At 73.0% G+C, this 25,492-nt stretch carries 20 protein-coding genes; 7 read left to right on the top strand and 13 right to left on the bottom strand.

Annotated elements, in window-relative coordinates; genetic code table 11:
• Positions 1-209 precede the first annotated feature (209 nt).
• On the top strand, positions 210-4,301 hold the full coding sequence (locus FRCN3DRAFT_RS0220535) for a HAMP domain-containing protein (RefSeq protein ID WP_007512194.1): 4,092 nt from the start codon (positions 210-212) through the stop codon (positions 4,299-4,301).
• Positions 4,302-4,362: 61 nt separating this feature from the next.
• Here the strand turns inward: FRCN3DRAFT_RS0220535 and FRCN3DRAFT_RS0220530 are convergent, their stop codons facing one another.
• The 4 genes from FRCN3DRAFT_RS0220530 to FRCN3DRAFT_RS0220515 form a co-directional block, all read right to left on the bottom strand.
• On the bottom strand, positions 4,363-5,808 hold the full coding sequence (locus FRCN3DRAFT_RS0220530; protein ID WP_007512192.1) for an amidase: 1,446 nt from the start codon (positions 5,806-5,808) through the stop codon (positions 4,363-4,365).
• A gap of 176 nt (positions 5,809-5,984) precedes the next feature.
• Positions 5,985-6,935 (bottom strand): SDR family oxidoreductase, encoded by a 951-nt coding sequence (locus FRCN3DRAFT_RS45445; protein ID WP_007512190.1) that lies wholly within the window; start codon positions 6,933-6,935, stop codon positions 5,985-5,987.
• The gene (locus FRCN3DRAFT_RS0220520; protein ID WP_051466319.1) at positions 6,932-8,338 is read right to left on the bottom strand and encodes an FAD-binding oxidoreductase; all 1,407 of its coding nucleotides are present in this window, start codon (positions 8,336-8,338) and stop codon (positions 6,932-6,934) included. Before FRCN3DRAFT_RS0220520 ends, FRCN3DRAFT_RS45445 begins: the two co-directional genes overlap by 4 nt.
• A 160-nt stretch (positions 8,339-8,498) precedes the next feature.
• The gene (locus FRCN3DRAFT_RS0220515) at positions 8,499-11,519 is read right to left on the bottom strand and encodes an ATP-binding protein (protein ID WP_158072977.1); all 3,021 of its coding nucleotides are present in this window, start codon (positions 11,517-11,519) and stop codon (positions 8,499-8,501) included.
• A 198-nt stretch (positions 11,520-11,717) separates the two neighbouring features.
• On the opposite strand from FRCN3DRAFT_RS0220515, the gene FRCN3DRAFT_RS0220510 reads away from it, so the two are divergent.
• Positions 11,718-13,007 carry an MFS transporter gene (locus FRCN3DRAFT_RS0220510; protein WP_007512185.1) on the top strand — a complete coding sequence of 430 codons (1,290 nt, stop codon included), beginning with the start codon at positions 11,718-11,720 and terminating at the stop codon, positions 13,005-13,007.
• 113 nt (positions 13,008-13,120) lie between these two features.
• On the opposite strand, the gene FRCN3DRAFT_RS0220505 is transcribed toward FRCN3DRAFT_RS0220510, so the two are convergent.
• Together FRCN3DRAFT_RS0220505 and FRCN3DRAFT_RS0220500 are read right to left on the bottom strand one after the other, a co-directional pair.
• Positions 13,121-13,720, bottom strand: coding sequence for an HD domain-containing protein (locus FRCN3DRAFT_RS0220505; RefSeq protein ID WP_007512183.1), 600 nt, complete (start codon positions 13,718-13,720; stop codon positions 13,121-13,123).
• Positions 13,721-13,850: 130 nt separating this feature from the next.
• Complete coding sequence (locus tag FRCN3DRAFT_RS0220500; protein WP_232794090.1) at positions 13,851-14,825, bottom strand: GlxA family transcriptional regulator; 975 nt, start codon at positions 14,823-14,825, stop codon at positions 13,851-13,853.
• A gap of 192 nt (positions 14,826-15,017) precedes the next feature.
• Here FRCN3DRAFT_RS0220500 and FRCN3DRAFT_RS0220495 point away from each other — a divergent pair, with 192 nt between their 5' ends.
• A complete protein-coding gene (locus FRCN3DRAFT_RS0220495; RefSeq protein ID WP_027140778.1) occupies positions 15,018-16,295 on the top strand; it encodes a low temperature requirement protein A in 1,278 nt (425 codons plus the stop codon).
• Between the two features lie 122 nt (positions 16,296-16,417).
• Here FRCN3DRAFT_RS0220495 and FRCN3DRAFT_RS0220490 read toward each other — a convergent pair whose 3' ends face one another.
• Positions 16,418-16,585, bottom strand: coding sequence for a hypothetical protein (locus FRCN3DRAFT_RS0220490; protein ID WP_007512178.1), 168 nt, complete (start codon positions 16,583-16,585; stop codon positions 16,418-16,420).
• Between the two features lie 237 nt (positions 16,586-16,822).
• Here FRCN3DRAFT_RS0220490 and FRCN3DRAFT_RS0220485 point away from each other — a divergent pair, with 237 nt between their 5' ends.
• Positions 16,823-17,422, top strand: coding sequence for a GNAT family N-acetyltransferase (locus FRCN3DRAFT_RS0220485; RefSeq protein ID WP_007512176.1), 600 nt, complete (start codon positions 16,823-16,825; stop codon positions 17,420-17,422).
• 33 nt (positions 17,423-17,455) lie between these two features.
• Here the strand turns inward: FRCN3DRAFT_RS0220485 and FRCN3DRAFT_RS0220480 are convergent, their stop codons facing one another.
• Positions 17,456-18,139: a response regulator transcription factor gene (locus FRCN3DRAFT_RS0220480; protein ID WP_007512175.1), complete on the bottom strand. Its 684-nt coding sequence runs from the start codon at positions 18,137-18,139 to the stop codon at positions 17,456-17,458.
• 55 nt (positions 18,140-18,194) lie between these two features.
• Between FRCN3DRAFT_RS0220480 and FRCN3DRAFT_RS0220475 the strand changes: the two genes are divergently transcribed.
• On the top strand, positions 18,195-18,611 hold the full coding sequence (locus FRCN3DRAFT_RS0220475) for a lysylphosphatidylglycerol synthase domain-containing protein (RefSeq protein WP_083401797.1): 417 nt from the start codon (positions 18,195-18,197) through the stop codon (positions 18,609-18,611).
• A 155-nt stretch (positions 18,612-18,766) separates the two neighbouring features.
• Here FRCN3DRAFT_RS0220475 and FRCN3DRAFT_RS45440 read toward each other — a convergent pair whose 3' ends face one another.
• Positions 18,767-19,453: a DedA family protein gene (locus FRCN3DRAFT_RS45440; protein ID WP_007512173.1), complete on the bottom strand. Its 687-nt coding sequence runs from the start codon at positions 19,451-19,453 to the stop codon at positions 18,767-18,769.
• Positions 19,454-19,531: 78 nt separating this feature from the next.
• Positions 19,532-20,368 carry an undecaprenyl-diphosphate phosphatase gene (locus FRCN3DRAFT_RS0220465; protein WP_007512172.1) on the bottom strand — a complete coding sequence of 279 codons (837 nt, stop codon included), beginning with the start codon at positions 20,366-20,368 and terminating at the stop codon, positions 19,532-19,534.
• A 418-nt stretch (positions 20,369-20,786) separates the two neighbouring features.
• On the opposite strand from FRCN3DRAFT_RS0220465, the gene FRCN3DRAFT_RS0220460 reads away from it, so the two are divergent.
• On the top strand, positions 20,787-22,259 hold the full coding sequence (locus tag FRCN3DRAFT_RS0220460; protein ID WP_035928801.1) for a sensor histidine kinase: 1,473 nt from the start codon (positions 20,787-20,789) through the stop codon (positions 22,257-22,259).
• Between the two features lie 14 nt (positions 22,260-22,273).
• Here the strand turns inward: FRCN3DRAFT_RS0220460 and FRCN3DRAFT_RS45435 are convergent, their stop codons facing one another.
• The 3 genes from FRCN3DRAFT_RS45435 to FRCN3DRAFT_RS0220445 form a co-directional block, all read right to left on the bottom strand.
• Positions 22,274-23,071 (bottom strand): zinc-binding dehydrogenase, encoded by a 798-nt coding sequence (locus tag FRCN3DRAFT_RS45435; RefSeq protein ID WP_007512170.1) that lies wholly within the window; start codon positions 23,069-23,071, stop codon positions 22,274-22,276.
• 186 nt (positions 23,072-23,257) lie between these two features.
• Complete coding sequence (locus tag FRCN3DRAFT_RS0220450; protein WP_007512169.1) at positions 23,258-23,695, bottom strand: PPOX class F420-dependent oxidoreductase; 438 nt, start codon at positions 23,693-23,695, stop codon at positions 23,258-23,260.
• A gap of 116 nt (positions 23,696-23,811) precedes the next feature.
• Positions 23,812-24,402 (bottom strand): HD domain-containing protein, encoded by a 591-nt coding sequence (locus FRCN3DRAFT_RS0220445; protein WP_007512167.1) that lies wholly within the window; start codon positions 24,400-24,402, stop codon positions 23,812-23,814.
• A gap of 132 nt (positions 24,403-24,534) precedes the next feature.
• Between FRCN3DRAFT_RS0220445 and FRCN3DRAFT_RS0220440 the strand changes: the two genes are divergently transcribed.
• Positions 24,535-25,467 carry an NADP-dependent oxidoreductase gene (locus tag FRCN3DRAFT_RS0220440; RefSeq protein WP_007512166.1) on the top strand — a complete coding sequence of 311 codons (933 nt, stop codon included), beginning with the start codon at positions 24,535-24,537 and terminating at the stop codon, positions 25,465-25,467.
• The last annotated feature ends 25 nt before the right edge of the window (positions 25,468-25,492 follow it).

Below are 25,492 nucleotides of genomic sequence, written 5' to 3'. Positions count from 1 at the left end.
TTGCCCTGTTCAGGCTTCCGACCTGCGGCCGCCATGGCGCCGCTTACCCTACTGGGGTGCCATTCATAACCGGGTGACACGGCCGCCGGGTGTGCGAAGGAAGATCATTGTTACACACTCTGTGGCCATCCGAAGGCATGATGGCTGCCAATGTGCTACCGCTGTCGCCGCGCCGTGCCGGCGTCTGAACATGTGCAGGGAGGACGTCGGTGAGCGACACCCTGGTTCCCTCGAAGGGCTCGCCGGTCAGGCCCGACGACAGTGCGCTGCGCCAGCTCCTCGCCGGCCTCACCGCGGTGCGCGGGGGTGACTTCGGTACCCGGCTGCCCCAGGTGGGCGACGAGCTGATGGACGAGATCGCCCTCGTCTTCAACGGCATGATCGACCAGCTCGCGCTGTTCACCTCCGAGGTGACCCGGGTGGCCCGCGAGGTCGGCAGCGAGGGCAAGCTCGGCGGCCAGGCCGAGGTGCCGGGGGTGTCCGGGTCCTGGAAGGACCTCACGGACAACGTCAACGCGATGGCCGGCAACCTGACCGGCCAGGTCCGGGACATCGCCCAGGTGGCGACGGCGGTCGCCCGGGGAGACCTGTCCCAGAAGATCACCGTGCAGGCTCGCGGCGAGATCCTGGAGCTGAAGAACACCATCAACACGATGGTCGACCAGCTGTCCTCGTTCGCGGACGAGGTGACCCGGGTGGCCCGGGAGGTCGGCACCGACGGCCGTCTCGGCGGCCAGGCCGACGTGAAGGGCGTCTCCGGCACGTGGCGGGACCTCACCGACAACGTCAACGCGATGGCCGGCAACCTGACCAGCCAGGTCCGCTCGATCGCGCAGGTGGCCACGGCGGTGGCGAAGGGTGACCTGTCGCAGAAGATCCGGGTCGACGCGCGCGGGGAGATCCTGGAGCTGAAGGAGACCATCAACACGATGGTCGACCAGCTGTCCTCGTTCGCGGACGAGGTGACCCGGGTGGCCCGGGAGGTCGGCACCGACGGGCGCCTCGGCGGCCAGGCCAACGTGAAGGGCGTCTCCGGCACCTGGCGGGACCTGACCGAGTCGGTCAACGTCATGGCCGGCAACCTCACCGACCAGGTGCGGTCCATCGCGCAGGTGACCACCGCGGTGGCGAAGGGTGACCTGTCGCAGAAGATCCGGGTCGACGCCCGTGGGGAGATCCTGGAGCTCAAGGAGACCATCAACACGATGGTCGACCAGCTCTCGGGCTTCGCCGACGAGGTGACCCGGGTGGCCCGGGAGGTCGGCACCCAGGGCAACCTGGGCGGCCAGGCCAACGTGCGGGGCGTGTCGGGCACCTGGAAGGACCTGACCGACAACGTCAACGTGATGGCGTCCAACCTGACGGCGCAGGTCCGCTCGATCGCGCAGGTCGCGACCGGCGTCGCCCGCGGCGACCTCTCCCAGAAGATCACCGTCGAGGCGAAGGGCGAGGTCGCGGCGCTCACGTCGACCATCAACACGATGGTCGACACCCTCGGCGCCTTCGCGGACGAGGTGACCCGAGTCGCCCGCGAGGTCGGCACCGACGGCCAGCTCGGCGGCCAGGCGAGCGTGAAGGGCGTGTCGGGCACCTGGAAGGACCTGACCGACAACGTCAACTTCATGGCGAACAACCTGACCAGCCAGGTGCGCAACATCGCCCAGGTCACCACCGCCGTCGCCCAGGGAGACCTCACCCGCAAGATCGACGTCGACGCGCGCGGGGAGATCCTGGAGCTGAAGGAGACCATCAACACGATGGTCGACCAGCTCTCGTCCTTCGCCGCCGAGGTGACCCGGGTGGCCCGGGAGGTCGGCACCGACGGCATCCTCGGCGGCCAGGCCGAGGTCGAGGGCCTGTCCGGCACCTGGAAGCGCCTCACGGAGAACGTCAACGAGCTCGCCGGGAACCTCACCCGCCAGGTCCGCGCCATCGCGGCGGTGACCAGCGCGGTCGCCACCGGCGACCTCACCCGCTCGATCACCGTCGACGCGCAGGGCGAGGTGGCCGAGCTCAAGGACAACATCAACGCGATGGTGCGCTCGCTGCGCGACACCACCCGGATGAACGAGGAACAGGACTGGCTGAAGACCAACCTGGCGCACATCGCCGGGCTGATGCAGGGCCACCGTGACCTGACGACCGTCGCCCAGCTCGTCATCGACGAGCTGACCCCGCTGGTCGGCGCTCAGCACGGCACGTTCTTCCTGGTCGACTCCTCGGTCGACGAGCCCGCCTTCGCCCTCATCGCCAGCTACGGCTACCAGCCCTCGCGGGCGACACCGCGCCGGTTCGGCCTCGGCGACTCCCTGATCGGCCAGGCCGCCCGCACCCGGCGCACCATCGTGGTGGACCAGACTCCCGTCGACTACATCACGATCGGTTCGAGCGTCGGCCGGGCCGCGCCCGTAGCCCTCGTGGTGCTGCCGATCGTCTTCGAGGGTCAGGCGCTGGGGGTCATCGAGCTGGCGTCGTTCTCCCCGTTCACCGGGGTCCATCACGCGTTCCTCAACCAGCTCACCGAGACGATCGGCGTCAACGTCAACACGATCGTCGCGAACGCCCGCACCGACTCCCTGCTGGTCGAGTCCCAGCGGCTGGCCGGCGAGCTGCAGTACCGGTCCGAGGAGCTTCAGTCCCGGCAGGAGGACCTGCAGCGCTCGAACGCCGAGCTGGAGGAGAAGGCGGACCTGCTCGCCGCGCAGAACCACGACATCGAGGTCAAGAACGGCGAGATCGAGCGGGCTCGCCAGGAGCTCGAGGAGCGTGCCCGCCAGCTCGCGCTCGCCTCGAAGTACAAGTCCGAGTTCCTCGCCAACATGTCGCACGAGCTGCGCACGCCGCTCAACAGCCTGCTCATCCTGGCCGGACTGCTCGCCCGCAACCCGAAGGGCAACCTCACCGGCAAGCAGGTCGAGTACGCCCACGTCATCCACTCGGCCGGCTCGGACCTGCTGCAGCTCATCAACGACATCCTCGACCTGTCCAAGGTCGAGGCGGGAAAGATGGACCTGCACGTCGAGCCGGTCGCGCTGGCCTCGGTGCTGGACGACCTGCGGGCCACGTTCGCGCCCGTCACCATCGAGAAGGGCCTGCGGCTCACCGTCGACATCGCGCCGGACGTGCCCGACCGCCTGCTCACCGACCGGCACCGGCTCGCGCAGATCCTGCGCAACCTGCTCTCGAACGCGGTCAAGTTCACCGAGCAGGGCCGGGTCGACCTGGCCATCACGATGACCTCGGCGCCGGGCGCCCCCGACGGCGACCACATCCTGTTCGCCGTCACCGACACCGGGATCGGCATCGCCGAGGAGAACCTCGACCGGATCTTCGGCGCCTTCCAGCAGGGCGACGGCACCACCAGCCGCCGCTACGGCGGCACCGGCCTCGGGCTGTCGATCTGCCGCGAGGTCGCCACCCTGCTCGGTGGGGAGATCCGCGCGCGCAGCGTCTACGGCAGTGGCAGCACCTTCACCCTGCGGCTGCCGACGACACCGCCCGCCGAGTTGACCGGCGCCGAGCCGCCCCGTGATCAGGAGCCGGCGCTCGCCCCCGGGCTGGTGCGCGGGGCAGGGCCGGCCGCCTTGGCGGACGGCGCAGACGAAGCCGTCGCCGGGGACGCCGGGCCACCCTCGCCCGACCCGTACCCGGCGGCCGCGGGACCGCTGGCGTCCGGACTCTTCGCGCCGGGTTCGCTCGCGCCGGGTTCGCTCGCGCCAGGCGCCCTGGTCTCGGGCCCGTCCACGGCGGCGACGCCCCCGGGCGGCGGCCCCGTCGCCGGCGACGCGCCGGTGCGCAACGGGCACGCGGACATCCGGCCGGTCGTGCCCGGCCCGGCCGCCGACGGGCCCGTGGGCGCGCGGGACGACGATGAGGACGAGGACGAGGACGACGTGCTGGTCGGGCGGTCGGTCCTGGTCGTCGACGACGACGTCCGCAACGTGTTCGCGATCACCAGCATCCTGGAGTTCTACGGCGCGACCGTCGACCACGCCCCGGATGGCCGGAAGGGAATCGAGAAGCTGCTGGCGAACCCGTCGACCGACCTGGTTTTGATGGACGTGATGATGCCGGAGATGGACGGGTACACCACCATGGCGGCGATCAGGGCCATGCCCCGGTTCGCCGACATCCCGATCATCGCGGTCACCGCGAAGGCGATGCCCGACGACCAGCAGAAGTGCCTCGACGCCGGGGCCAGCGAGTACGTCACCAAGCCGGTCGACGTCGACGAGCTGCTCGCCCGCGTCGAGGACGTGCTGACCCCGCCCGTCCCCGGCCTGCGCCGCGCGACCGGCTGACGTCGAGGGCCGGTGCGGCCGGTCGCCAGGGCCCCCTGGCGACCGGCCGCACCGGCGGGGGTCAGCCCTGGCCGACGAACAGCCCCGGCCGACGGCCTCGCCAGGGCATCGCCTCCTCCAGCGCGGCCGAGACGCGCAGCAGCAGGTCCTCGCGGCCGTGGGCGGCGATGAGCTGCACGCCGATCGGCAGGCCGCCCGCGCTCCGCCCGAGCGGCAGGCTCATCGCCGGCACGCCCGTCACGTTGGCGACGCTGGTGAACGGCCCGAAGTCGAAGATCGCGCGAAGCCAGCTCTCGACGGTGTGGCCCGGGTCGTCGTAGTTCAGCGTGCCGTGCGGCACGGGCGGGCGCGCGAGCGTCGGGGTCACCAGCAGGTCGTACCCGGCGAGGAAGCGGTCGAGGTCCCGTCCGACCCGGCCAGCCGCGTCCAGCCCCGCGACGAGGTCGATGGCTCCGCCGTCCCGGGCGTCGGCCAGGACCCGCCGGGAGACAGCCTCGAGGCGGTCGGCCGGAGGCTGGCGGGGGGCCAGCAGGAACGGGGCGGCGACGCCGATCGCTTCGGTCACGCAGGCCTGGATCACCTCGTCCCACGCCAGCGGCGGCGACGCCTCCTCGACGTGGTGCCCCAGCGCCGCGAGCGCCTCGCCGCCCCGCTCGGCCGCCGAGGCCACCTCGGGGTCGACCGCGGCGCCGGACCAGGCCCTGGTCGCCACCGCGACCCGCAGGCGGCCGCCGCGGGACGGCCCGTCGGCCCACGCGCCGGGCAGTACCTCGTCCGCGTACGGGCGTGCGGGCGCGGGTGCGGCGAACGCGCCGCCGGCCGCGGGCCCGTGCACCGCGTCGAGCAGCGTCGCCGCGTCCCGGACGGTGCGGGTCAGCGCGAACTCGGAGAGCATGCCGAACACCGCTCCGCCGAGCCCGGCACCCGTCGGCGTCCGGCCGCGGCTCGGCTTGAGCCCGACCAGGCCGCAGCAGGACGCCGGCACCCGGATCGACCCGGCGCCGTCGTTGGCGTGGGCGAGCGGAACGGCGCCGGCCGCCACCAGCGCGGCGGCGCCCCCGCTGGAGCCGCCGACGGTGCGCGACGGGTCCCAGGGATTGCGGACCGGGCCGTGCAGCAGCGGCTCGGTGGTGAAGCTCAGCCCGAGCTCCGGGGAGATCGTCAGGCCGAGCGTCGCCAGGCCGGCGGCCCGGAAGCGGCGCATCAGCTCATGGTCGGCCTGGGCCGGCACCCCGGGTCCCAGGCTCCGGCTGCCGCACCGGAACCGCACCCCCGCGGCCATCGGCCCCGCGTCCTTGATGAGGAACGGCACCCCGCCGAGCGGGCCGCGCGGGTCGTGGGCCAGCGCCGGGCCGAACAGGGGGGCGGCCAGAGCGTTGCACCGGTCGTGCGCCCACGCCAGCGCCTCCCGCGCCGCCGCCTCGACCTCGGCGGCGCTCACCTCGCCCTTCGCGATCAGCATCCGCAGGCCGACGGCGTCGTGACACGCGTATTCGTGAAGATCCATGGGTTGTCTCGTCTCCGGGCGGCGCCTTGGGCGCCCGCCCCGCGTCGTTCCAGGTCAGGGCATGGGACGGTGGCCCGGCCGGGCTCGGATGACCGAGCCGGGCCGGGCTGGCACCGCGTCGCTACGCCGTCAGACTCGGGCGGAGACGTACCTGGAGAGATTCATCGAGAGAATCTCTATGCCAGGTCGCCCGCCTTTGCCAAGGCAATTTCGGCGCCGCCGTCCTCGCCGCCACGCCCGTCGCCGCCACGCCCGTCGCCGGCGCTGGCCGGCCCGAACAGCTCGGCGTGGTCGCGGGCGAAGTCGGCGATCGACCGCGGTGCCCGGCCGGTGACGTTCCGCACGTCGGTGGTGGTCGTCGCCATCCACCCCGTCCGCTGCGCCGCGAAGATCGCGACGATGGCGTCGGCGACCGCCCCTGGCACGCCGTCGGCGGTCATCGCCCGCCGGGCGTCGTCGTCGCTGACGTTCACGTAGCGGACGTAGCGGCCGGTGGCCGTGCCCAGCTCGCGGGCGACGCGCTCGAAGGTGATCGCCTCCGGTCCCGTCAGCGCGTAGGCGCGGCCCTCGTGCCCGTCGCCGGCCAGGCACTCGACGGCCACGTCCGCGACGTCGCGCGGGTCGACGAAGGAGATCTCGGCGGTGCCGGCCGGGGCGAACAGCATGCCCATGCTCGCGATGGCCTGGGCGTAGGCCAGCAGATTGGTCAGGTACGTCCTCGGGCGCAGCAGCACCGCGGGCAGCCCGGACGCGGCGAGGTGCTGCTCGATCACGCCGTGCCAGCTGTCGAAGACCAGCGGCGAGGCGGGGTACGGGTCGGGGCCCGACAGCTTGACGACGCGGCCGACGCCGGCCGACACCGCCGCGTCGATGGCCGCGCGTTCGTGCCCGACCTGCCCGGGGACGTTGCCGCAGGCGAGGAAGAGCCGGTCGACGCCGGACAGGGCGCGGGCGAGCGCGTCGCGGTCGGCGAAGTCGCCGACGGCGAGCTCCACGCCAGGGCCGAGAGCGCCGGCCGCCGCGCCGGCGTCGCGGACGAACGCCCGCACCGGCAGGCCGGCCTCAGCGAGGCCGCGCACGACGTGCCGGCCGACGGTACCGGTCGCGCCGGTCACCAGGATCTTCATCGGGTCACTCCCTTGCTCGTGGGGATGTTCGGGTTGAGGCGGAAGACGTTCGACGGGTCGAAGCGGTCCTTGAGGGCGGTGAGCCGCCCGAGGCGGTCGCCGTAGGCGGCCCGGATGCCGGCGGGGCCCTCGTCGGACAGGAAGGTGGCGTACTGGCCGGCGCTCTCGGGTCGCAGCCGTGCCCACCCGTCCCGTGCCCAGGCCAGGTGCCGCTCGGGGGCGGGGTCGCCCGGGCGCCAGTTCGCGATCAGGCGCAGCTCGAACCCGGGCTCGCGGGGACCGACGGCCGTCGCGTTGGGCGCGACCCGGCTGACCGCGCCGCCGATCATCCAGCCGTTGAGCAGCGACAACGGCGAGGTGATCGAGGCGACGGCGTCGACGATGGCGTCGATGGCCGCGTCGGACAGGTCGGGCAGCCGGTGGGAACGCCAGTACGAGCCGTTCCCGGGGGAGGCGCTGATGTCCAGCAGCGACTGCAGCGCCCGGTAGGGGACCGGGCGGACGAGGTCGCCGATCGGCGTCCCCACTCCGCGTAGCGGCGCCAGCGCCGCGGCGCCCTCGGCGAGATCGCCGCACCAGACGGGCAGCAGCCCGAGCACCGGGGTGCCGTACCGGTCGGCCGGCAGGAAGGGCATCGGGGGAGCGAGCATGGCGACGAGGGCGACGCCGAGCTCGTCGGGCGCCGTGGGCGCGAACTCGCGCAGGAAACGCAGCACCTCGGGGGCCTGATCCAGGGGCCAGAAGACCGGCCCGCCGAGGACCACGGGCCCGACCGGGTGCAGGCCGTACTCGAACGCGGTGACGACGCCGAAGTTGCCGCCGCCGCCGCGCAGCCCCCACAGCAGCTCCGGCTCGGTCGTGGCGTCGACGCGCAGCCGGTCGCCGTCGGCGGTGACCAGGTCGGCGGCCAGCAGGTTGTCGACGGTCAGCCCGTACCGGCGCATCAGGTGCCCGAACCCGCCGCCGAGCGTCACCCCGCCAATGCCGGTGGAGCTGACCGAGCCGCCGGTGGTGGCCAGGCCGTGCCGCCCGGTGGCGAGGTCGAACTCGGCCCAGGTCAGGCCGCCCGCGGCCCGCGCGGTGCGGCCGGCGGGGTCGACCGAGACGGCCTTGAGCTGCGACAGGTCGATCACGATGCCGCCGTCGCACACGCCGTACCCGAGCACGGAGTGGCCGCCGCCGCGGACCGCGACCGGCAGGTCGCGTTCGCGGGCGAACCGGATCGCCGCCTGGACGTCGTCGGCGCCGGCGCAGCGGGCGATCAGGGCGGGTCGGCGGTCGACGGCGCCGTTCCAGACCCGGCGGGCCTCGGCATAGCCTTCTTCACCCGGTCGCAGCACCGTCCCGCGGAAGTGGCGGCGCAGCGCGTCCGGCGGATCGCGGTGCACAGTTGTCGTGGTCATGCGAGCAGGGTGCGGGGTGCGGCGTTCCACGAGCGTTCCTCGACGCCGGGCGGAGCGTTTGGCGGGTTCGGCGTTGGTGGGCTCAGCGTTTGGTGGCCTCAGCGGTTGCCCGGTCCGCCGGCCGGCCGGCCCGCCCGTCGTCGGCGGGGCGCCGCTGGCCTCAGCGGCCGGTGTCCGGCCGCCCGGCGCCCAGCTCGGCCTGCGCGACGGCGTCCCAGATGCGCACCCCGTCGGCCAGCAGCCGCTCGGCCGTGTCGCGGCACTCGTCCTCGAGCCCGGCGGCCCGCGCGGCGGCCAGCCGGACGCGCAGCAGCATCGCGGGCACGCCCGGAGCGGTGTCACGGCCTGGATCGGCCAGCGCGGCGTCGATGCGGGCCAGCCCCGGCTCGGTGGCGCCGTCCAGCAGATCGAGGTAGCCGGTCATCGCCTCGGCGACCACCCGGATCGGCGACGCCTCGACCCGCTGGCGCATCGCCGCGAGCTGCGCGACCCGCCGCCGCAGTGCCGGCAGGTCCGCCAGGTCCAGGTCGAGGATGGCGGCGAAGAGCAGGGCCCCGGCCAGCGTGAACGGGTGGTTGACCGCGTGCGCGAGCTCGAGCGAACGGTGCTGGCACCGGCGCGCCTCGGCCACGTCGCCGAGGCAGAAGTGCACGTGCGCCAGCCGGGCGAGGCAGAGCACCTGCGGGTCCTGACCGTAGGCCAGCAGATGCGCCGACCGGTTCTCGGCCCGGTACCTGGCGACGGCGGCGCGCAGATGATCGCGGGCCGACGCGGCCTCGTTACGCCAGGCCGCCGCGACGCCACGGACGAAGTCGCCCTCGACGGCGAGCACGTCGTCGTCCTCGCCCAGGGCACGCAGCTGACCGCCGTACTCGACGGCGGCGTCGAACTCCCCGCGCGACAGCACCGCCATCGCGCGTGCCCGCAGCAGGGGCGCGGCCGGCTCGGCGCCGAGCCGCGCGGCGAGGGCGAACGCCCGGTCCAGCGCCGTGCGCAGCCGCGGGGACGCGTACCCGTCGGCCGCGCTCAGCGGCCCGGGAAGCGAGGTCAGCAGCGCCAGCTCGCGCTCGTCGCGGGCCGCTGACTCCGGCGCGGACCGGAGGATCTCCCAGGCCCGGTGCAGCAGATCCGCGGCGTCCGCGTCGGCGTAACGCCGCCCCGCGGCCTGGGCGGCGCGCGCGTACCAGTCGACCGCCTCGTCGCGGGCGCCGGCCTGGTGCAGGTGGGCGGCGATCTGCCCGGCGACCTCGTCCCACCGGCCGGCATGGATGTCCTGGAGCGCCCGGGCGAGCAGCAGGTGGCTGTGGCGGCGCCGGGCCGGTGACATCATCCGGTAGGCGACCTCGCGCAGTCGGCCGTGGCTGAAGTCGTAGGTGTCGCCGCCGCTGGTGAGCAGCAGTTGCCGCCGCCACAGCTCGTCGAGGTCCCGGGCGACCTCGTGCTCGCCACGCCCGTGGATCCGGACGAGCAGGTCGACGGAGACCGACGATCCCGCCGCGGCCGCCACGGCGATCAGGTCCCGGGCGCTGTCCGTCAGCGGCAGCAGCCGCGCCTCCAGGACGGCCTGCACCCGCGGCGTGAGCACCCTCGGCTCGTCACCGCGCCAGCCCGCCCGCAGCGCCTCCACCACGAACAGCGGGTTGCCCTGCGTCTCGTCGTGGAGGCGGTCGGCGTCCGCGCGGTCCAGGTCGTGCCCGAGCCGCCCGGCGAGCGCGGCCGTCTCCATCCGCTCCAGCCGGCCCAGCGCCAGCTCGGTGCAGCGGCCGAGCGCCCGCAGGCCGGTGAGCAGGCCGTGCAGCGGGTGCCCGGCGTCCACGTCGAGCAGCCGGGCCGTCCCGGCGACGAGCAGCGGCGCCGGTGGGTCGGCGCGTACCAGGTAATGCAGGAACTGCAGGGTCGGGGCGTCGGCGGCATGGAGGTCGTCCGCGACCAGCAGCACCGGGCCGCCGCCAGCGCCGGCGGCGGCGGCCAGGGCGTGCGCGGCCGCGTCGAACAGCCGCAGGCGCGAGCCCGCCTGGGCCGGCGGCGGCTCGGTCGCGAGCTCCGGCAATCTCGCCAGCTCTGGCAGCAGCGGAGCGAGCGCCGCGAGCTGGGTGGGAGTGAGGCGCCCGCGCCAGCGGGCCACGCCGAGGTCGCGCAGCCAGGCCACCACGGGGGCGTACGCCAGCGCGCCCTCCGCCTCGTACGACCGGGCGTGCGCGGTGACCGCGCCGTGGCGCGTGGCCCAGTGCCGCAGCTCCTCGACCAGCCGGGTCTTGCCGATGCCGGCCTCGCCGGTGACCACGGCCAGGTGGGGCACGCCGGCGCCGGCGTCGCGCCACAGCTCGGTCAGCCGTTGCCGCTGCGCCCGGCGCCCCACGAACGCCGCCGCGCCGCTCGTTCTCGGCGCGTCCTGCGCCTTCGGCAGCAGCGCCTCGTACAACGCCCTGGTCCGCGCGGACGGTGCGACACCGAGCTCGTCCGCCAGGGTGGCCACGCACTCGTGGTAGGCGTTCACCGCCCTGGCCCGGTCGCCCTGCGCGTCGTACAGCCGCATCAGCCACCGGTAGGGCGGCTCGGCGAGACGGTCGTGCTGGCGGGCGCGTTCCGCGTAGCCGACCGCCGCGTCGATCTCGCCGCGCCCTTCCAGCAGCGGCACGAGCCGGGCGAGGACCGCCATGACCCGCTGGCGATACCGCTCGCGGTCCGCGATCAGCCACTCGTCGTACCAGCCGTCCAGCAGGTCGCCCGCGTACAGGTCGGCCGCCAGCCGCAGCCCTTCCAGCGCGTCGGCGTCGGCGTCGTCCTCGCCGGAGTGGGCGGTCTCGCCGGACCCAGCCGTCGCGCTGGACCCCGTCGCGCTGGACCCGGCACTCGCGCCAGACGCTGCCTCGGCCGCGTCGAACGCCGTGAGGTCCGCGGAGAACTCGCGAAGTGAGAGCGTCTGCGCGGTCACCTCGACGTGGCGGTCGGCGGCGGGCAGCAGGGCGCGCAGCGTGTGCAGCACGTGCCGCAGGTTCGTGCGGGCCTGCTGCTCGGTGGAGTCGGGCCAGAGGAGGAACGCGACCTGCTCACGCCGCTGCGGGGCGCCGCGGCGCAGCGCCAGATATGCCAGCAGCGACTGCGCCCGCAGCGACGTCATCACGACGGGCGTCCCGCCCGAACGGACCTCGAACGCGCCGAGCAGGCGTACCTCCAGCACGTCGCTCATCCTCACCCGAGATCTCCGGCCGAACCAGCGAGTTGACGCGCGCCGGACGCTGACCGGGTACCGCTACCGAGACGAACCCATCAGCCGGCCCGATCACCCAGACCGGTGGAGCCCGGTCCCCGTCGGCGGCCGGGCCGCGGGATCCCGCGACGACCGCCCGAGTCCGGCACGTTGCGAGGATGTCCTCCCGTGACCTGGCTCGACCGTTTCGGGGCGTTGCGCGTCGACACGACACCGCTGCGCACCTCGCGTGACTTCCGCCTGCTGTTGATGGCCGGCACCGTCTTCTACCTCGGCGGCATGGTCACCTATGTCGCCGTTCCCTACCAGCTCTACGCCCTGACCCATTCCAACGCCATGGTTGGCGCCGTCGGCGCGGTGGAGCTCCTTCCCCTGCTCGTCTTCGGCCTGTACGGCGGGGCACTGGCCGACCACGTCGACCGCCGCCGCCTCCTGGTGCTGTGCGGGCTCGCGCAGGCGGCCGTCACGGCGGTGCTCGCGGCCAACGCCTTCCGGGACCATCCAAGCACGTGGGTGATCTTCGTGGCGGCCGCGGCGCTGGCGAGCACGAGCAGCCTGCAACGGCCCTCCCGCGAGGCCCTGTTCCCGCGCACCGTCGCCCATGAGGAGCTGCCCGCGGCGAGCGCGCTCGACAGCATGGGCCTGCAGGCCGGCATGCTCACCGGCCCGGCCCTCGGCGGCCTCCTGGTGGCGTACGCGGGCATCGGGTGGTGCTTCGTGATCGACGTGTGCGGCCTGCTCGTCGCCAGCCTGCTGTACACGCTGATGCGCCGCTACCCGCACCGGGCCGAGACCACGCCGCCGAGCCTGGCGGCGGTCGCCGAGGGCCTGCGTTACGCCGTGTCCCGCCGCGACCTGGTCGGCACCTACCTGGTCGACATCGCCGCGATGCTGCTCGCGATGCCGGTGGTGCTCTTCCCCGCGCTGGCGGAGCGCACCTTCCATCAGCCGCAGTTGCTCGGCCTGCTCTACTCGGCCGAGACGGTAGGTGCCCTGGTCGCGACCGCGCTGTCCGGCTGGACCAGCCGGGTGCACCACCACGGCCGCGCGATCGCGGCGGCCGCGGCGGTCTACGGCCTGTGCATCGCCCTGGCGGGCGTGCTGCCCACGCTGTGGTTGGTAGCCTGCGCCCTGGCCGCGGCCGGGGCCGCCGACATGATCTCCGGGGTCTTCCGCTCGACCATCTGGAACCAGACCATTCCCGAGACGATGCGCGGCCGGCTGGCCGGCATCGAGCTGCTCTCCTACTCGCTCGGCCCGCTCGGCGGACAGGTGCGCGCCGGTGTCACCGCCGATCTGTGGAGCGTCCGCGGGAGCATCGCCTCCGGCGGCCTCGCCTGCGTCGTCGGCGTCGGCGCGACGGCGGCCTGGCTGCGCGGCTTCTGGTCCTACGACGCGCGCACCGACCAGTACGCCGTCGCCGAGCGCGCGACCCGCGCCGCCGCCGGTGACCGGTGACCGGTGAGCCGTCCGCGGCGTCGCTCGACGCCGGTGGCGACGAGGCCCGGCGCGCGTGCTGGGCGGCGCGGGAAGGTCGCCGGCGGCGGCGGCTGATGACCCGCAGGCGGACGTCAGCCGTCGAAGGGGGCCGCGGCGACGAGCCGGACGAAGTCGAGCTGGGCGACGTGCCCGGCGATGCGGGAGGTGGGTTTCGCCTCGGCCTCGTGCCGCAGGACGGTGGTCAGGAGGTCCTTGAGGCCCAGCCGGGGGAGACCGTCGAGGACATCGGCGACCAGGTCCTTTGGCAGTTGGTCCAGCCGCAGACCCAGAACGTCGACGGCGGCGCCGAGATGCACGCCGGCGACCTCGGGACGGGGATCCTTGGCGGTGTCGAGCTCCAGGTGCAGCGCGATCGCGTCCCGCACCAGCCCTGCGAACCGCGGGCTCGCCCCCCGCTCGAGCATGGTGATCTCCGCGACGAGCGCGCCGCGCTGTTCGAAGGGCGTGACCTCGTCGCCCCACAGCTCGGTCAGGCCCAGATCGTGCAGCATGGCCGCGACATACAGCGCCTCGGCGTCGTACGGCCGGTGCCTGCTCTCCAGCAGCGCCGTGCCGAACAGGTACGTCCGCCGGCAGTGGTTCACCAGCGGCGGCGGTGAACAGGTCGTCAGCAGCTCGTCGGCGGCCACGGCGAGCGCGCTGTCGGGAAGGGTCGGCAGGGGCGACGGCACAGGATGCCTCCAGCGGTCGGGGTGCGAGTGCGGTGCGGACGGCGAGTCGACCAGGGGCAGGGCCGGTCACCAGGTAGGCCGGGTAGTGGGTAGGAGAGGACGCCGTGGTCGCGTATGGCTCGGATTCGGGTCAGCCGGCGGACGGAAGCCGGAAACGCCGCCGGTAGTCGTCGGGGATGACGGTGAGCCGGCGGCGGAACACCCGGTGCAGGGTCTCGACCGAGGTGAACCCGCACCGGGCCGCGACGACGTCGAGGGTGTCGTCCGTCTCCTCCAGCGCCCGGCGGACCGCCTCGACGCGCACTGTCTCGACGTAGGCCGCCGGCGTGGTCGCCGCCTCCCGGGCGAAGAGCCGGGCGAAATGGCGTTCGCTGAGATGGGCGTGCCGCGCGAGGGCCGGGACCGACAGGTCCCGCCCGGGGTGCTCGACGATCCACGCGATCGCGTCCCGGATGCGGTCGGTGCGTGGCGCCGCCGGGGCGAGCGGCGCGCTGAACTGGCTCTGCCCACCTGGCCGCCGCAGGTACATCACCATCCAACGGGCGACCTCGCGGGCGAGCTGGTCGCCGTGGTCCTCGGCGACCATGGCCAGCGCCAGGTCCATCCCCGCGCTCACCCCCGCGCAGGTCCAGATCCGGCCGGACCGGATGAAGATCGGGTCCGGGTCGACGGCGACGGCCGGGAACTCCGCCGCCAGCCGGCCGGCGGTGAACCAGTGGGTCGTCGCCGGCCGGCCATCCAAGAGACCGGCGGCCGCCAGCATGTGCGCGCCGGCGCATACCGACGCCACCCGTCGCCAGGCGGCAGACCGGCGGGCCACCCAGCCGACCACCGCCGGTTCGACGATCGGCAGGCTGCCCGCCGTCTGCGGTGTGATGCCGCCGGGGACGATGGCGGTGTCGACCGCGCCCATGGGGGCGCCGAACCCGACGTCGGCGACGAGCCGCACACCACTCGACGTGCGCACCGGCCCGCGGCGCACCGCGGCCAGCCGGACGACGTACCCGGGCGAGCCCGGCGTTCGAAGACGGTCGGCGACGGAGAACACCTCCGCCGGCCCGGTGACGTCCAGCAGCTCGACGCCGTCGAACACCGCGACGATCACCTGCCGAGCCGGCGCCCCTTGGGGAGCCGGGGCCGGAGCCAGAGCCGGGGCCGGACCGGCGGGAACCACGCTGTCCACGGTGTCCGAGCCTCGCAACCGGCTCCGGGCGGCAGCAAGGACCTGGCTATGTCACATTCGGCCATCCCGCCCACTGGGTGCGGCGAAGATCACTGGCTGGGTATGCTCGGCCACATGGGTCAGGACCCGGCTTCGCCGGCAACGTTCTCGGCGGATCCAGGCCCGCGGCCTGGCGAGGATCGCGCCGGCGACGCGGCCGTCCCGGGGCCGAGGGTTCCCGTGGCGGCCTCCGAGCTGGTCGTCCCGGATATCCGGCTGATCCGCAAGCGGACTGGCGGGGAGCAGCGCGCGACGTTCTTCGAGCTGTTCTTCGACCTCGTCTACGTCCTCGCGGTCACGCAGCTCTCACACCATCTGCTCGCGGACCTGACCTGGGCGGGCGCCGCCCGGACCGCGTTCATGCTCGTCGTCATCTACTGGGCGTGGAACTACACGACCTGGATGGCGAACTGGTTCGACCCGAGCACGGTCGCCGTCCGCCTGGTGCTGGTGTTCGTCATGCTGGCGAGCCTGCTCATGGCGGTCGCGGTTCCGGACGCGTTCGGCGAGCGTGGGCTGCTGTTCGCGGCCAGCTACGTGGCGCTGCAACTGGGCCGCAACGTCTTCGTCGTCGCGGTCACCCCCGCCGGCGCGTTCCACCGCAACTTCGTGCAGATCCTGGCCTGGAGTGTGCTGTCGGCGCCGCTGTGGATCGTGGGCGGGTTCGTCGACGGCGACGCGCGCTGGGCGCCGTGGGGAGCCGCGCTGCTGGTGGACCTGATCGCGCCGCTCGTCCTGTACTGGATCCCCGGGATGGGATCGACACCCACCAGCCAGTGGCAGGTCGACGGTAACCACTTCGCCGAGCGCTTCCAGCTGTTCGTCATCATCGCGCTCGGGGAGAGCATCGTGCTGGCCGGGGCGACCGCGTCCGAGTCGGACCTCACCGTCGCGGTCGTCGTCGCTCTCGGTGTCGCCTTCATCCTGTCGACGGCGCTGTGGTGGCTGTACTTCGGCCAGGTCTCCGAGGTCGTGGCGCGGCGGATCGGCCGCAGCGCGCCGACCGAGGCCGGCCAGCTCGGCCGGGACGTCTACACCTACCTGCATCTGCCGATCATCGCCGGCATCGTGCTCTCGGCCGTCGGCCTCGAGCTGGTGATCGCCCACCCCCACGACGAGCTGCACCTGGCGGGCGCCCTCGTGTCCTGTGGCGGCCCGGCCCTGTTTCTCGCCGGCCTGGCCGCCTGCTGCGCGCGGGTCCGGCGCCACCGGGCCTGGTGGCCGCTGGCCGTGGCGGTGGTGGTACTCGGGTGCGCCCCCCTCGCCGCCGGCATCGAGAGCCTGACGGCGATGGGAGCCCTCGCCGTCGTCCTGGTCGGCGCCGCGGCGATCGAGCAGGCCCGTTCGGACTGACCGCGGCACCGCCCGGCACCGCGCCGTCGGTGCGGTGCCGGGTGGAACGTGCGATGGGGTCGTCGAGCGGAAAGAAATCCCTGGAACTATGTTCCCCTGGAACCATGGGACGGGGAAAGGATCTACCAGCGGTACCAACGACTGCTTCCGCTGCCGCTGGCGCTGCGCATGAAGAAACCGAGGACCCAGGCCGCGAAAACCACGAGCGCGACGATCCACAGCGCGTGCACGGCGAATCCCAGCCCGCCGAAGAGCAACGCGAGGATCAGTACCGCGACGATGAGAGCCATAACATCCTCCTATGACGATACTGCTGTCATACCCGGCGGCGGCCGCCCCAACCCGGACTTTTCGAGAGTCGGAAACGGCGATGTTCGGGACGTCCTCCCGGCTTTCCGCGTTGTTTGTTTGTGTCGTTGGATCGTGACGGTACGCCACCGCCGCGGTCAGGGCCTCCCGAGGTCTGGTCGTGAGCGTTCCGAAACCCGGCCGCCGTCGCCGCGGCGACAGTCTTTAGGGTCGCCGCCATGACCTCATCCAGCTCCGCGCTCGGGCCGCTCCGGCCGACCTACCCCATCAGGACCGAGCGGCTGCTGCTGCGTCCCATCGATCCTGTCGGTGACGTCGACGCCATGCACGCCTACCGATCCCGTGAGGACGTGTGCCGCTACATCCCGCCGGAGCCGATGAACCGGGAGCAGCTCGCCGAACGGCTCGCCAACCCGGACCTCGTCCGGTCGGAGCTCGAGCGGGAGGGGCAGGTGCTGGCGCTCGCCGTCGTCCTCGAGGAGACGGGGGAGCTGATCGGCGACCTGGTCATCTTCTGGCGCAGCACTGAGCACCGCGGCGGTGAGATCGGCTACATCATCAACCCGGATCACCACGGCAGGGGTTATGCGACAGAGGCTGCCCGGGCGCTGCTCGCGCTGCTTTTCGACGAGTTCGGGCTGCATCGGGTGACCGCCCGAATAGACGCCGAGAATCCGGCCTCGGCGGCGGTGCTCACGAAGCTCGGAATGCGGCGGGAGGCGGTGCTGGTGGAGAACGAGTGGTTCAAGGGCAGATGGAGCACCGAGATCGACTTTGCGATCCTGGAAAGAGAATGGCGTGCGCTGCGCGACCACTGACCGGCCGCGCCGCCCTCGGCCGCGGACGGCGGGTCAGTCGGGCTGGGCGCTCGTCCTGAGGCGGTAGCCGGCTCCGCGCACGGTTTCCAGCTGCGAGACCCTGAAGGGTTTGTCGATCTTTCGGCGGAGATAGGCGATGTACTGGTCGACGACGTTGGAGGTGCCGTCGTAGGCGAAGTCCCAGACGTGTTCGAGGATGGCCGTGCGGCTGAGGACCTCACCGGCATGGCGCATCAGGTACTCCAGGAGCGCGAACTCCTTCGGGGACAGGTCCAGGCCGACGCCGTCGCGGCTCGCGGCCCGGCCGGCCGGGTCCAGCCGCAGCCCGCCGACGTCGAGCACGACGGGGCGTTCGTGGGAGCCGCGTCGGATCAGTGCGCGTACCCGGGCCGACAGCTCGTCGAAGCTGAAGGGCTTGGGCAGGTAGTCGTCGGCGCCGACGTTCAGCCCGCGGACGCGGTCGGTGACGTCACCCCGGGCGGAAAGCATCAGCACCGGCGCCCAGCGGCCCGCTGCCCGCAGGCGCTTGCACACCTCGAACCCGTCGAGCCCCGGCAGCATCAGGTCGAGAATGATCACGTCGTACGTCACCTCGCCCGCCTGCCACACCGCGTCGGTGCCGTCGGCGACGATGTCGACCGCGAACCCCTCCTCGGCCAGGCCCCGGCGCAGCAACGCGGCGGTGCGCGTCTCGTCCTCGACCACCAGCACCCGCATAGGCGCACGATAGGACCGGGCTGATGTGAGTTCGATGTGAGCCGACGCGGCCTTCCTGCCAGCGGGGCGCCGCGTCGCCGGATGGGTGCGCCGCCAGGTCGCTCGCCAGCGTCACCTGCTCGGCGGCGGCGGCAGCCGGGCCCGGTGTGCGTTGTTGTGGTGCGGGTCGACCGCGATCCCGCTGCTGCACGCCGCCACGCTGTGCGCCGTCTGCGCCGCCCTGCACGTGTCCCTGGGCGTTGGGCAGGTCGCCGTCGCCTACCTGGCGGCGAGCGCCGCGGCGGCCCTCGTACCCTCACCCGGCGGGTTCGGCTCGCTCGACGCCAGCCTGGTCGCCCTGCTCACCGCGGTCGGCGCGCCGACCGCGACCGCGCTCGCCGCCGTCCTCGGCTACCGCCTCGTCACCGTGTGGCTGCCGCTGGCCCCGTCGGCCGTCGTGTGCGCGGTGCTCGTCCGGCGACGGGCGCTCTGACCGGCCAGGGATGCCTCGCCGGCCCAGACTGGATCCTCGACGCGAGGTTCCTCGGCGCAGGTGCTCCGCTCGCCCGCACCGTCTGTCCTGAGGCCCGGTCCGTCGGCGACGACAGGCCGGGCCTCACGTTCTTGATGGCCTCCTGACCGGGGTGGTCAGCTGGCCGGCTGGCGATCGATGTCGTCGGTGTGCTCGGGGGAGCGGTGCTTGCCCTTCGCCGAGCGCCGGCTGGCCAGCTCCTTCAGGACGGGGATGGCGGAGAGCAGGACGATGACCAGGGTGACGGGGATGATGTAGTGGTCGATCGGAATCGACCGGCCGAGGCTGTATCCGAGCAGCGTCACGCCCAGCGACCACACCAGGCCGCCGACGATGTTGTAGATCAGGAAGGTGCGGGCCGGCACGCCGATGACGCCGGCGACGGGGTTCATGAAGGTGCGGACGATCGGAACGAACCGTGCCAGGATGATCGATTTTCCGTAGCCGTACCGCTCCAGGAACTCCTGGGCGCGGGCGACATTCTCCTGCTTGAAGAGCCGCGAGTCCGGCCGGTTGAACAGCCTGGGGCCGGTCCGCCGGCCGATGAGATAGCCGGTCTGCGCGCCGAGAAGGGCCGCCACGGCGACACCGAGAAGCACCGCGCCGATGTGGAAGTGCGGGCGGTCACCGCCGGCGGCGGTCGCGCTGTAGGCGCCGGCGAGGAAGAGGAGCGAGTCACCGGGCAGGAAGAACCCGATCAGCAGCCCGGTCTCGGCGAAGATGACCAGGATGAGCCCGGTCAGGCCAAAGGCCGAGGCGAGCGACGCCGGATCGAGAACGTTGACGGCCAGTGGGCCTGGCATGGGATATGTCCTTTCGGGAACGACGGCCAGGTACGTGGGCCGGTTCGGGCGCGTCGCGGTGGTCGGGCGTTCGGGTGGTCAGGCGTTCAGGGTCCCCGTGAGGAGAAGCCCGAAGAGGAGCACCCCGACGGCCACGCGGTAGGCGACGAACGCGCGGAACGTGTGGCCGGCGACGAACCTCAGCAGCCAGGCGATGGACGCGTAGGCGACGACGAAGGACACCAGGGTGCCGACCGCGAGGGCGGTGGTGGACACCGAGCCGCCGGTCGCGTCCTTGAGCTCGTACAGCCCCGCGCCCGTCAGCGCCGGTATCGAGAGGAAGAACGACAGCCGGGTGGCCGCGACCCGGTCGAGGTCGCGGAAGAGCCCGGTGCTGATGGTCGCGCCGGATCGCGAGAACCCGGGGAACAGCAGCGCGAGGATCTGCGACGATCCGACGATCATCGCGTCGGGTAGTCGGATGTCCAGCTCGCCGCGCTTGTGCCGACCGAATCGGTCACCCGCCCACATGTACACACTGCCGACCAGGAGCGAACCGGCCACCACCCACAACGAGCCGAGCGGGCCGTCGATGAGCGGCTTGGCCGCGAGCCCGACGAGCACGACCGGGATGGTCGCCAGGACGACCCACCAGGCGAACTTGTAGTCGGGATTGCTCCGGGCGGGAGCGCTGGCCAGGCCGCGCCCCCAGGCGACGGCGAAGCGCCGGATATCGCTGAAGAAGTACACGAGCACGGCCAGGATCGCGCCTGCCTGGATCACCGCGGTGAAGCCGACGACCGACGTGTCGTCGACCGGTATGTTCATCAGCCCTTCAGTGATCTTCAGGTGGCCGGTGGAAGATACCGGCAGGAACTCCGTCAGCCCTTCCACAATCCCCAGGACGACGGCCTGGCCGGCACTGATCGCACTCACGTGATCGGGTCCTCCGCTGGTTCAGGTGTATTCGCGCCACGCGCTCGCGGCGGCGAGGCGTCCGCGGTATGGCGGTGGCGCGGTCGTGACGCGGACGTTCATGGGCGCGACGGCCCGCCAGACGTCCTCGCCACGAGGCGCGCGGCCTCGTCGTGATGAACCGGGAACTTAGCGGGCCGGGGATGTGAGGACCGTGTGAGGGCCCTGGGCGCCGCGACGGACCACTTCGAAACGGACCGCGTCGAACCAGTGTCCGCACCGGCTGGCCGATCCGCGTCCACATCGAATCCACATCTCGGTGGTCCTATCGTGCGAGCATGCTGCTGGATGACGGGGCATGGACCAGGCAACGGCCGCCCGGCGCCGAGCCGTCCGGCGCCGAGCCGCCCGGCGCCCGGCCGGTCTGACCGGTCGGGCGATGCCTCTTAGGATCCGGCTCGCGGCGTTGTTCGGGCTGGGCACGGCGCTCGTGCTCGCCGGCGCGGGCGTGCTGTTCTACGTGCAGCTGCGGGCCAGCCTGTCGCAGTCGCTGGACGCGACGCTGTCGGCCCGGGCGGAGGCGCTGCGCACCCGGATCGCGGGGACGAACACGTCGCCGGAACGCGCGTTGGCGCCCGCGAGTCCGCTCACCCAGCTGGTCAGCACGGACGGCCGGGTGCTCGCCGCGTCTCCTACCACGCAGATGCGGCCGCTGGTCGGCACCGACGTGATCAGAGAGGCCCAGGGCGGGACGATCCTGGTCACCGTTCGGATACAGGGGGAGAAGGCGAGGCTCCTCGCGGAGCCCGTCGACCTCGCGTCGGCCGGCCGGGTGGTGCTCGTCGTCGGCGCGCCCCAGGACATCACCGACGACGCCGAAGACCGCATCCGTGACGTGATGGTGGTGGCCTGCGCCCCCTTGATCGCGCTGTCCGCCCTGGCGGCGTGGTGGCTTTCCGGCGCGGCGCTGCGACCCGTCGAGCGCATGCGCCAGCAGGCCGCCGCGATGGGCGGGGCCGACCTCGGCGGCCACCTGGAGATCCCGCCCACCCGCGACGAGCTCGCCGCGCTGGCCACGACCATGAACGACCTGCTGGATCGCCTGCACGCCGCGCGCACGCGCGACCGGGCCTTCGTCGCCGACGCGGGCCACGAGCTGCGCACCCCGCTGACCAACCTCAAGGCGGAGGTGGACCTGGCCCTGCGGCCGGGCCGGACCCGTGAGGACCTGACGGAGGCACTGTCCAACGCGGCCGTCGAGACCGACCGCCTGATCCGGTTGGCCGAGACGCTGCTCGCGCTCGCCCGCTATGACGCCGATCCCGACCAGTTCGTCCACCGGGAGCGGACGCCGCTCACGCCGCTTCTGGAACGCGCCGTCAGGGCCGCCATGCCCGCGGCCCGGGGCGCCGGGACCACGCTTCGGCTTGCCCCCGCGCAGGCCGTCGTCCTCGACGTCGACCCGGACCGGGTCCGGCAGGCGGTCGACAACCTGTTGAGCAACGCGATCAGGCACACGCCCGCCGGCTCCGCCATCGACGTCCGGGTCGAGTTCACCGACCTCGGTGCGACCGGCGTCGGTGCGACCGGCGTCGGTCCCCTCGACCTCAGCGGCAACGGCGCGCCCGCCGCGCCCGCCGCGCCCGCCGCGCCCGCCGTGATGATCGAGGTTCGGGATCGTGGCCCGGGCTTCCCACCGGACTTCCTTCCGCGCGCCTTCGAACGGTTCACCCGCGCCGACGCCGCTCGCGGCCGCGTCGACGGCGGCGCCGGTCTCGGGCTCGCCATCGTGGCCGCGATCGCGACGGCTCACGGCGGCCACGTGACCGCCGCCAACCATCCCGACGGCGGCGCCGTGGTCACCGTGCTCCTCCCTCTCCGTGGGAGCGGGCCGCGGCTGCCGCCGACCTGACCAGCGTTCGGTCCTCAGTCCACGGTCAACACCGTCTTGGCGATCGCGTCTCGGTTCTCCAGCGCCACGTGGGCCCGCGCCGCCTGCGCGAGCGGGAACGTCTGCCCGATGACGGGTCGCAGCCGATGACGCAGGTCGGGCAGCAGCTCGCGGACGAGGCGGGTCCGTTCGGCGGCTGGAATCTGCAGGTCACCGATGCCGCTGGTCGTCACGGCGCGCCGGCGGGCGTCGTCCGGGTCGATCTGGGCGAAGGAGCCGCTGGGCGTGCCGTGGGCGGAGAAGTGCCCGCCGTCGGCGACGAGGCCGTAGCCGTCCCGGCCGAGGCCGCCGCCGACCCCGTCGAGCACCACGTCGGGGCGGGTGCCGCTCGTCGCCTCCAGTACCTGGTCGGTCCAGCCTGGGTGGCTGTAGTCGACGACGGCCTCGGCGCCCGCGGCCGCGACGGCGTCGAGCTTCGCCGTGCCGCGGGCCGCGCCGATGACCCGCGCGCCGCGGGCGCGCAGCAGCTGGACGAGCAGGATGCCCATCGCTCCGGCGGCCCCCAGGACCAGGACCCGCTGCCCGGGCTCGACGCGGGCGAGCTCGGTGATGCGCAGGGCGGTGGGTCCGTCGTGCAGCACCGCGACGGCGTCGAGCGGGTCGACGCCGTCGGGCACGGCCACCAGCTCCGCCGCCGGGGCGACGACCCGTTCGGCGTAACCTCCCCATCCGCCGGGGCCGCCCGTGTGGGTGATGACCCGACGCCCCAGCCAGCCGTCCTCGACGCCGTCGCCCACCGAGACGACCTGTCCGCCGACCCCGTTGCCCGGCACGTAGGGGGCCGGATCGGGAAGAAGTCCTTGCCCACCCCGGACCGGACCAGGATGTCGACGAACATCACGTCGCTGGCGGTGACGGCGACGAGGACCTCACCCGCCCCGGGAACCGGGTCGGGAAGCTGGGTGGGTACGAGAACCTCCGGGCCGCCGAAGCGGGACACCTCGATCGCGCGCATGTGCTCACACCCGGCCAGGCAGGTCGCCGTCGCGCGTGCCGTCCTGTGTGACGTCGCGGGTGTGCAGGCCGGGACTGTCCGGATCGACGTTGTAGGCGACCACCCGCCGCGGATGAATCCGGATGATCTCCGTGGCGAGATGCGCGTCGGTGGGCGGGTGGCTGGCGGTCTCGGCGACGCCGCGGATCTCCAGGAAGTGCGCGCCCTGCATGGTCGGCTCGGTCACCTCGTCGACGACGAAGGCCACCCGCGGATTGGCCTGGACGTTGCGGTACTTGGCGCTGGACGCCATCGCGTACCCCGCGATGTCGATGGTTCCCAGAACGGGGTTATAGGTGAAACCGAGCGGCTTGACCTGCGGCACGCCGTCCGGTCCGATGGTCGACAGATGGCCTCGAGGCTGGCGGAGCAGAAACCGCTGCTCGGCGTCGCTGAAGATCATGCGTTCACCGTAGAACCTCAAGTGAGCTTGAGGTCAACCGGCGGATCGCTACTTCCGGGTCGTCGTCGCGGATCCGGCCAGGTCGCGACGGCGACGACAGGCCCACGGCGATCCGGTCAGGCGGGTGGGTCGCTCTCGAGGGGATTCGCGGCGATCCGCCGGGCCGCGTCCTTGTCGACGGATGCGGCGGCGGCGCTGCCCGGCTTGCGCCTCGCCTGGTCCTCGAAGCACGCCAGGAACTCCACGCCGAATCCCAGCCGTGGATAGCGGGCGAGCATCTCGGCCCTCGCGTCCGACGGGAACTCCTCCGGCCGCCGGCCCACTACCTCCCAGCTTGTGGCGACCTGCAGCATGTGGGACTCGGGGTCGTCGGCCGGGGCCACGTCATCGCGCATGTGCAGCACGATGATCTCCGAGACCCGGGCGGCCCGCTCCGCCGGCCAGCCGGCCGCCACGCCGAAGACCCAGGCCAGTTGCCCTCCAGCCTCCTCGAACGGCAGCCTGTGGCCGTCGAACGTCTCCGTGAGCCCGAGGTCGTGGAGCAGCGCCGCGACGTAGTACAGCTCGTCGTCGAAGGCGATGCCGTGCGCCGTGCCGTACATCGCTCCCCACAGATAGGACCGGATGGAGTGGTTGCGCAGCGCGGGTGAGTAGAAACGGGTGGCCACGGACAGCGCGGCCTCGGCGGCGGGAGTCACCGGAAACACGGGGGGCACCCCTTCCTGTCGTCCGCGGGTCGCCTTCCCCGTTCCCGGGCCACCGGACGAGTCAGCCGGTGTACGCCCGGCATATCGGCGCTGGGCGGGCAGGCGACGACCCGCACCGCTGAGAGGACTGCCATGCGAGCGATCACCGTTCGAGACCGCGCCGCCGGCGCCCGCGGACTCTCCCTGACGGAGATGCCATACCCCCACGCCGCCGAGAACGACGTCATCGTGCGCGTGCATGCCGCCGGGTTCACCCCTGGGGAGCTTGACTGGCCGGGAACCTGGACTGACCGCGCCGGCCGCGACCGGACGCCGAGCGTGCCTGGACATGAGCTGTCGGGCGTCGTCGCCGCGCTGGGCTACGGAACCACCGGCCTTACCGTTGGCCAGCGGGTGTTCGGACTGACCGACTGGACCCGCGACGGCTCACTGGCCGAGTACGCCGCGGTGGAGGCCCGCAATCTCGCTCCGCTTCCGGCGGACGTCGACCACATCGTGGCCGCCGCGCTGCCGATCTCCGGGCTGACCGCATGGCAGGGCCTGTTCGACCACGGCCGCCTCGCGACGGGCCAGACCGTCCTGATCCACGGTGCCGCGGGCGGTGTCGGTTCGATCGCGGTGCAGCTCGCGCGCGAGGTGGGTGCCCGCGTGATCGGCACGGGGCGGGCCGCGGACAGGGACACCGTGCTCGGTCTGGGTGCTGATGTGTTCCTGGACCTGCGGTCTGATCAACTGAGAGACGCCGGCGAGGTCGACGTGGTGTTCGATGTGATCGGAGGCGACGTCCTCGACCGCTCGGTCGCGCTGGTGCGCGCCGGCGGCACACTTGTCACCATCGCCGCGCCACCCAGGGCCCAACCTCGGGACGGGCGGGCTGTCTTCTTCGTCGTCGAACCGGACCGCGCCCGGCTCGCGGACCTCGCCCAGCGACTCCGGGACGGACGCCTCAAGCCGATCGTCGGGGCCGTGCGGACACTCCAGGAAGCCCCCTGGGCGTTCGCCCCCGACCGACGCACCCCCGGCAAGACGATCATCAGGGTCGCGGAGGACCGAGAGTCGCCATGATCGGAGCACGGTTCACCGGTCCGAA

It is taken from the genome of Pseudofrankia saprophytica (genome assembly GCF_000235425.2).
GTDB lineage: Bacteria > Actinomycetota > Actinomycetes > Frankiales > Frankiaceae > Pseudofrankia > Pseudofrankia saprophytica.
The sequence above is the reverse complement of the archived record's forward strand: the minus strand, read 5'-3'. Positions and strand labels throughout refer to the sequence as shown.

Coding starts and splice junctions, on each gene's coding strand:
- FRCN3DRAFT_RS0220530 (WP_007512192.1), bottom strand. CDS start 5,808: ATGGATCTTCACGAATACGCGTGTCACGACGCCGTCGGCCTGCGGATG.
- FRCN3DRAFT_RS45445 (WP_007512190.1), bottom strand. CDS start 6,935: ATGAAGATCCTGGTGACCGGCGCGACCGGTACCGTCGGCCGGCACGTC.
- FRCN3DRAFT_RS0220520 (WP_051466319.1), bottom strand. CDS start 8,338: ATGACCACGACAACTGTGCACCGCGATCCGCCGGACGCGCTGCGCCGC.
- FRCN3DRAFT_RS0220495 (WP_027140778.1), top strand. CDS start 15,018: ATGGGTCAGGACCCGGCTTCGCCGGCAACGTTCTCGGCGGATCCAGGC.
- FRCN3DRAFT_RS0220490 (WP_007512178.1), bottom strand. CDS start 16,585: ATGGCTCTCATCGTCGCGGTACTGATCCTCGCGTTGCTCTTCGGCGGG.
- FRCN3DRAFT_RS0220485 (WP_007512176.1), top strand. CDS start 16,823: ATGACCTCATCCAGCTCCGCGCTCGGGCCGCTCCGGCCGACCTACCCC.
- FRCN3DRAFT_RS0220480 (WP_007512175.1), bottom strand. CDS start 18,139: ATGCGGGTGCTGGTGGTCGAGGACGAGACGCGCACCGCCGCGTTGCTG.
- FRCN3DRAFT_RS45440 (WP_007512173.1), bottom strand. CDS start 19,453: ATGCCAGGCCCACTGGCCGTCAACGTTCTCGATCCGGCGTCGCTCGCC.
- FRCN3DRAFT_RS0220460 (WP_035928801.1), top strand. CDS start 20,787: ATGCCTCTTAGGATCCGGCTCGCGGCGTTGTTCGGGCTGGGCACGGCG.
- FRCN3DRAFT_RS0220450 (WP_007512169.1), bottom strand. CDS start 23,695: ATGATCTTCAGCGACGCCGAGCAGCGGTTTCTGCTCCGCCAGCCTCGA.
- FRCN3DRAFT_RS0220440 (WP_007512166.1), top strand. CDS start 24,535: ATGCGAGCGATCACCGTTCGAGACCGCGCCGCCGGCGCCCGCGGACTC.